General features: G+C 33.6%; 4 protein-coding genes. All 4 read left to right on the plus strand.

Translation table 11 applies throughout. From position 1 onward, the window contains the following. The first annotated feature begins 658 nt into the window (after window positions 1–658). Window positions 659–2,362 (plus strand): ATP-binding cassette domain-containing protein, encoded by a 1,704-nt coding sequence (locus BUB87_RS13455; protein WP_073346532.1) that lies wholly within the window; start codon window positions 659–661, stop codon window positions 2,360–2,362. A 130-nt stretch (window positions 2,363–2,492) separates the two neighbouring features. Continuing rightward, entirely contained in the window at window positions 2,493–4,058 is a 1,566-nt protein-coding gene (locus BUB87_RS13460; protein WP_159432430.1) for an ATP-binding cassette domain-containing protein, read from the plus strand. Between the two features lie 102 nt (window positions 4,059–4,160). Further along, a complete protein-coding gene (locus BUB87_RS15145) occupies window positions 4,161–4,358 on the plus strand; it encodes a S24/S26 family peptidase (RefSeq protein ID WP_407641856.1) in 198 nt (65 codons plus the stop codon). 267 nt (window positions 4,359–4,625) lie between these two features. Next, on the plus strand, window positions 4,626–6,587 hold the full coding sequence (locus BUB87_RS13470; protein ID WP_159432431.1) for an ABC transporter substrate-binding protein: 1,962 nt from the start codon (window positions 4,626–4,628) through the stop codon (window positions 6,585–6,587). Window positions 6,588–6,818: the final 231 nt, after the last annotated feature.

Below are 6,818 nucleotides of genomic sequence, written 5' to 3' on the forward strand. Positions count from 1 at the left end.
TGCAAAGGATAAAAAAGAGATATGTATTTTTAGAAAATAAAATTACGATTTGAACATTGACAACAAGAGCTGGAATAGTCAGGTAAGAATTTTCACCATAAGGGCAGAGACCCTGCAAAGGAGCGTAGCTGACATCCACCTCATGGCAGGTAGAACGAAGAAATTAAGGACGAAGATCCTGTGAGAGATGGGAGGGTAAGCCCCATGAGATAAGTGGAGGCATTCCGCCAGAATATGGAAATAACAAGTGAGGTTTATTAAGGTTACGCATATGGAGGGAATATGAGTAAAAAATGATAATATAAGCCATAGAGGGTTCTTGTTGCAATGAGAAAATTGAAGAAAAACGGAGATATCGTGAGAAAATGAAAGATAATAGAGGGAGTGAAATCCAAATGTAATCGAAACAACATAGAAGGAGAAGTAATTTTATTTACCATATTACAAAAAAATATTATTTATTAAATGAGATGGCTACTGTTATATGGGATAAAATTACTTCTGTCAATAATGTAAGGGAATTGGCTGAGTATGTATATTATTGAGAAAGATGTAATTGATGTAATACAAAAATTTATTACAGATATTAATAGAATAAAGGAAACATAAAGTTAGTGCAAAGTGTCTAATTATTGATGATGAAAGGTGGAAAGGTGCAATGAAAGAAGGACAAAAAGATTACTTTAAATTTTTTGAAAAAGAATTTTCTCCTCCGAAAGCAGCAATAATATTATTTTCTTTTTTATCATTTATGATTGGAATAATCACATATCCTGAAGCTGAAGTAGTGAGAAGAATAATAGATTATATGGTTCAGGGGAGTAATAAAAGCAGAATTGTTAAATTGTTTTGTATAGTATTGCTTATATATTTAACCAAGGTTTTCCTCAACTATGTTTATCTTAAAATAAAATGGATTATTCGATATACTATGCTTGAAAGAGCGGAAGAGAAAATGATAGTTAAAAACAGCAAAAGTCAAAAGTGGGCTGACACTGAATTGCAGCTAGTTGACAGATTTACAATTATCAGAAATGACCTTGTTCAAGCAGTAGATGAGTATTTAAATTCCTTTTTGGTTTTATATTCAACTTTTTTATCTCTCATAGCAGGAATTGCATATGGAATTATAGTAAATGTAAAGGTTACATTAATTATTATTGTTATTGGAATATTGGTTCCGATTGTTGGCTCTCTGACCAAAGGCAAAATTGAAAAAGCTCAGAGCAAAATTGTTATACAAACAGGGAGATATCGGGCTTTACTAATAAATATAGTTGAAAACATAGAAGTAATAAAGGCGTTTTTGGACAGAAGAAAATTGTTTTCTAGTCTTGAAAAAGAAAATCAAAAACTTGAATGGGAATCAATTCTTTATCAAAAATTTGTGTCTTTGATAAATACTATCCAAAACGCTGTCGGCTACTCATTGGTAGTTTTTGTAATTTTATTTTCGGTTTTTCTAATATATAAAAAAGAAATGAAATTTGGAGATATTTATGCAATGCTAGCTGTTTCTTCAACTGTAAATGATAAAGTGATGTCACTTATTAATATTTTCACTAAGAGGCAGACATTTATGGGTTTGATGACAAGGATAAATATTTATTATGAAATCCCAACTTGCGAAGATAAAAATGTCCAAACACGAGTTGAATTAACAGATAAAAATAGTGATGTAGCTATAGAGGTACAAGGTGTGAGTTATAAATATAAAGATAAAAATGAATTTGTGCTTTGCAACCTTTCAAAAGTATTTGGATCAGGTAAAATACATGCTGTTGTGGGTGAATCTGGATGTGGAAAGAGCACTTTGCTAAAAATGATTTGCAATTTACTGCCTATTGAAGAAGGTAAAGTAAAAATATTTGGAAAAGACATCGCGGAAATTGACAGAGAAAAGCTTTGGGACTATATAGAATACATTCCACAAAATATATATTTTTTTGAAGGGACAGTAAAAGAGAATATAACTCTTTTAAAGGAATATGATCAGGAGAGAATGGATTTTGCGCTGAAAAATTCACGCCTAAAAGAGCTTGTGGATAAACTTCCTAATGGTTTAGATAGTAGAATTTCATCAGATGGAAATCCTTTTTCTACAGGAGAGAAGAAGAAATTGGTTTTGGCAAGAGCATTTTATAATGACAAAACAATCTGGTTAATGGATGAAACATTAAATGGGATTGATGTTATTGACACTGAAAGGATAATGATAAATTTAAAAAAGAGAGTGGAAAATGGAAAGAATACCATAATAATTGTTACTCATAATCCTGATGTGATAAAGATGTCTGATGAGGTTCATATGATAGGCTCTGAAAGATGGGAGAGTGAGGAAATTGCTCAAGCAAACATTTAAAGTATTAAATCGTTTATATCATGACTACTATAATAGCCCAAAATTGAGACTGGTACTATTCCTTTATGGATTGCTTTATATTTTTGTCTACTGGACGGGAATGTTTCTATATTCATTCTTTAGTAAAATGTTGATAGACGATTTGCAAAAAGGAAATATTAATAGATTCCATATTCTTTGCGTAATATGGATTGTATTTATTATAGCAATAATATTTGCAATTTATATCTTCCCTATTTATACAGTTAAAGGAACTTATAAGGTATTTTATGAATTTATAAAAGAGATCCTTACTAAGTTAATAAAAACTCCATACAATGTATATGTAAATAAATTTACCAAAGCAGATGTTATTGAAAGATTAAAAACAGATTTGGCACAAGTAGCAAATTCAGGATTTGGGTTTATTTCCTATATTAGCGGAATTTTTGTGTTTCTGCTAATAACAATATGGGGGTTTAGTGTTTCAGTTTATGCGATGAGCTTTTTAATTTTATGTTCTCTTGTTGAAATTAGAGTAGAAAATATTTTCAATAAGAGAATTGAGAAAGAGATGGCAAATTTGAGAACTTGTGATGCTGAAGCTTCTCAAAATTTATATGACCTGATTACTAATACTGAGGTCTTGGTTGTAAGTAAAGTATATTTGGATTTTTTTAATTTGTATAAACAAAGGCGATATAGGCTTTGGAATGCAAACAAAACAATTGATATGCTTAACCTAAAGAATAGTTTATTTATAAGTTTGATGAATACATTTGTTGATTGTGGTATGCTGGTATTGCTCTATCTTATGGGGATGAAGAATTTTGTTTCGATATTTCTTGCAAGCATTTTTCTTTTTAGTGTATGGAAAGAATCCTACCGATCATTAAGTCTTCTTATGTCTTCAGTGGCTCAAAATAAACCGGTAATAGACAGAGTAGATGAGCTGACACAGTACGCAAGAAATAGTGATAAAAACTACCAAGTTGCTTTTATAGATGAGCCAGGAACAAAAAACATAATTGAAATTAATAATCTTTGTTTTGAAGCTGATGGGAGAAAGATTTTAGAGGATGTGAATATTTGTATAAAGGAAGGCGAGAAGGTTGCAATAATAGGGAAAAATGGGAGTGGCAAAACAACATTGTTGAGAATTATGATGGGTTTGAATTCATACACAGATGGACGTGTGAGTTTAAAAGGTATAGATCCAATGGAAATTCCTTTGGAAGAGAGAGTTAAATTGATAAGTTATATTCCTGCTATGCCGCAGTTATTTGGTTTGTCCATTAGACAAAACTTAGAGTTGGGTAGTAGCAATGGGATAAATGAGAAAAGGTTGAAAGAACTGCTTGAAGTATTGTATCTAAAAGAATGGATAGATTCATTAGTTAGTGATATAGATACTGATTTAAATGTAGCAGGTCAGAATGTTTCAGGTGGGCAAGCACAGAGGATATCAATTGCAAGGGCTTTAATAGAAGAAAGAGATTTGGTATTTGCGGATGAACCAGCTTCAATGTTGGATGACAAAATGTCGCAAGAAGTTTTTGATTTTATCTTGGAAAAAAGTAAGACATTTATTTATGTTACTCATAAGATTGAACAAGTTAAAAAGGCAGATAAAGTGATTTTAGTTAACGAAGGAAATGCAAAGTTTGTAGATAAGTTAGAGGATGTGGAGGAGTTTTTAGAATTTAGTAAACAATAACTTTAAAAATCGAAGGTGGAGTTTTATGGATAATCGGAAAGGCATGGTATTATAAAAGGCTTGGTTTATGCTTTGGCAGAAGAAAGATTATATGAATAAAAAATAAAGGTTAAAGTCAAAGGAAATAGTATGTTACCCGCTTTATGTAATAGTGATATTGTTATAATTGAAACTACAGATTGTTACATAGTAGTAGAATTAATAAGAGAGAAGCTTATTGTACATCTAGTAATAGAGATAAATAATGATGTGGTGTTAATGAGGGGAGACAATAATGCTTCAGAAAATAACAAAGTTTAAATATAATAATGCATATATATAATTGATATTCGCATAAAAATTTTTGGAAAATGATAACGTTTGATATGGAAATAGAGGTATTTTAAACACGGGTAGGTGAAAAATGGAGAAAAAGTAAGAAAACATGAGTAATATTCAGAAGAAGAAAAAACACAGCAAATATTCGTCGAATTTAAGTAAATTTGGACTTTGAAAATGTTTATATAAAACATTAAAGTAATATTGTAAGAACCATGCATATATATAAAATGAGGGGGGTCAATGAAAATGCCATTTAAGAACTTGTCCAGAGGCATAAGTGTATTTATGCTCATCGTGATGTTATTTTCTATTATTCTGACGGGATGTGGAAATAAAACATTAAAAACATCTAACAATGTAAGCTCAAAGAAAACGAATTCCGCATCTAGCAGCGAAGGCCCTAAGTACAACAAGCAGAAGGTGTTCAGGCTTGGAGTATGGGGAGGCTGGCCCAAACCGCCATTATATCAAGGCAATCCGTTTGGATCGGGCGGTATTGGACCTGGATGGACATACGGTATGGAAGGGCTATATCAATTTGTGAGATCCACTGATAAGATTTATCCCAGGCTTGCAGAAAGTATGCCTGAAAATCAAGGCAACAAATCTATTGTTCACTTGAGAAAAGACGTAAAGTGGAATGATGGAAAGCCATTTACAAGTAAAGACATATGGGCATATTATACGCTCAACAATGGAGCTTTTATCACAAAATTCTTAAAGAGCGTAGATACGCCTGACGATTATACGGTAGTTTTTGTCTGGAATGATCCTCAACCCAATGAAAAGGTAAAAAATCTTCTCATAGCACAAGACTATCAGGCAACTATTCCATACCATATTTATGGTAAATACGTAGACAGAGCGGCAGAAATACTTAAGCAAGCTAAACCAGCTGATACTTTAGATAAAAGAGGAGCATTTGGTCTTAACATTATAGAGGATAAAAAGGTAAATACAGCTTTAAATAAGAACTGGCAAGAATTTATAAAATTTGGGCCCAAGCTTCCTGTAGGTACCGGCCCATATATGGTCAAAACCGTTACTGCTTCAGACCTCATAATGGTTAAAAATCCGTACTATTACAACAAAGATAAAGTGCACTTTGATACCCTGACATTTAAACAGGTAGGGGATGCTGCTGCATCTATTGCCATGCTAAGAGCCGGACAGGTGGATTCATATCCCGGCACGCTGCCCAAGGATATGGTGGACTCTATACTTGCAGCAAATAAAGATCTGGTGCTGTTCAAGATGTTTGACCCTGCTGATATTGGCATGGTGTTTAACATTCAAAAACCACCATTTGACGACGTAAAATTTAGAAGAGCTATTATATACGCCTTTGATAAAGATAAAATTCGCCAGGTAGGCAATTATTACTCCGAAACCCATCCCTATTCTGTAACCGGTATGCCGGTGTCGTTTATAAAGGATTGGGTACCGCAAGACATACAGGATAAGATGACTAGATATTCTTATGATCCGCAGAAGGCAGAACAATTGTTAAAAGAGATAGGCTGGTCAAAAGGGTCTGACGGCATATGGAGGGACAAAAATGGAAAGATGTACAATTTTGTCATCGGTTCTAATGCTGGATGGGTGCAATGTACACAGCCTAGTGAGATAGTAGCTGAGCAATTGACAAAATTTGGTCTACCGACTAAACTGATGGCAAAGGATGGCTCCATATATTACAGAGAGGCGCAAATACCCTATAACAAATTCGATATGTCTGCTGAATGGATTGATGTTACATGGGGCTTTTTGATTCCGTGGTGGCCGTTATCCAACTTCTACTGGGGATTCCCAAGTAACGCAGGTAACTTCCCACGGGTTAAAGAAGGGCCAAGAAAAGGTCAGCTCAACATGGTATTGCCAGGACCTGATGGCAAAATGGTGGATATAAACAAGGTGCTCAACGAAATGCTTTATATGAGCGATGAGGATATGAAAAAAGCTGCAGGAGATCTTGTCTGGATCGCCAATGAAAATGCCTTTGGACTGGATTACTTCCAGAACGTCACAGGCGTATGGGGCAATATAAAAACTATAAGGGGCTGGCCATATAATGAGCAATTATACCAGAAATATAACAGAAACATGCCTGTGCCTACTGATCCTGAAGATATAGAGAGGGTAGCTGAAACCAACTTAGGGTTTGCAGGAGCTCAGATGCTGGTGGACGGTACTTATTTCCCCAACTAAAATTAATTTAGGATAAACCGGCTTTCATCTCTCCAATTCATTGGAGAGATGAAAGCCGGAATTCAGCGGGCAAAGGGAATATGTGCTAAAATATAAGCAGGAAGAGATAATCATGTGAGCAAACATACAAAAAGTGTATTTTTGTATGGAAAACCTACAAGAATTAAATTGGACGAGCTTCTAAAAATTCAAAAACTATATACCCAGCTTATTAATACTTATATCGAATTA

The organism is Caldanaerobius fijiensis DSM 17918 (assembly GCF_900129075.1).
GTDB lineage: Bacteria > Bacillota > Thermoanaerobacteria > Thermoanaerobacterales > Caldanaerobiaceae > Caldanaerobius > Caldanaerobius fijiensis.

Bases quoted from the DNA above. Each gene is read 5' to 3' on its own strand.
- BUB87_RS13455 (WP_073346532.1), top strand. From the start codon at position 659: ATGAAAGAAGGACAAAAAGATTACTTTAAATTTTTTGAAAAAGAATTT.
- BUB87_RS13470 (WP_159432431.1), top strand. From the start codon at position 4,626: ATGCCATTTAAGAACTTGTCCAGAGGCATAAGTGTATTTATGCTCATC.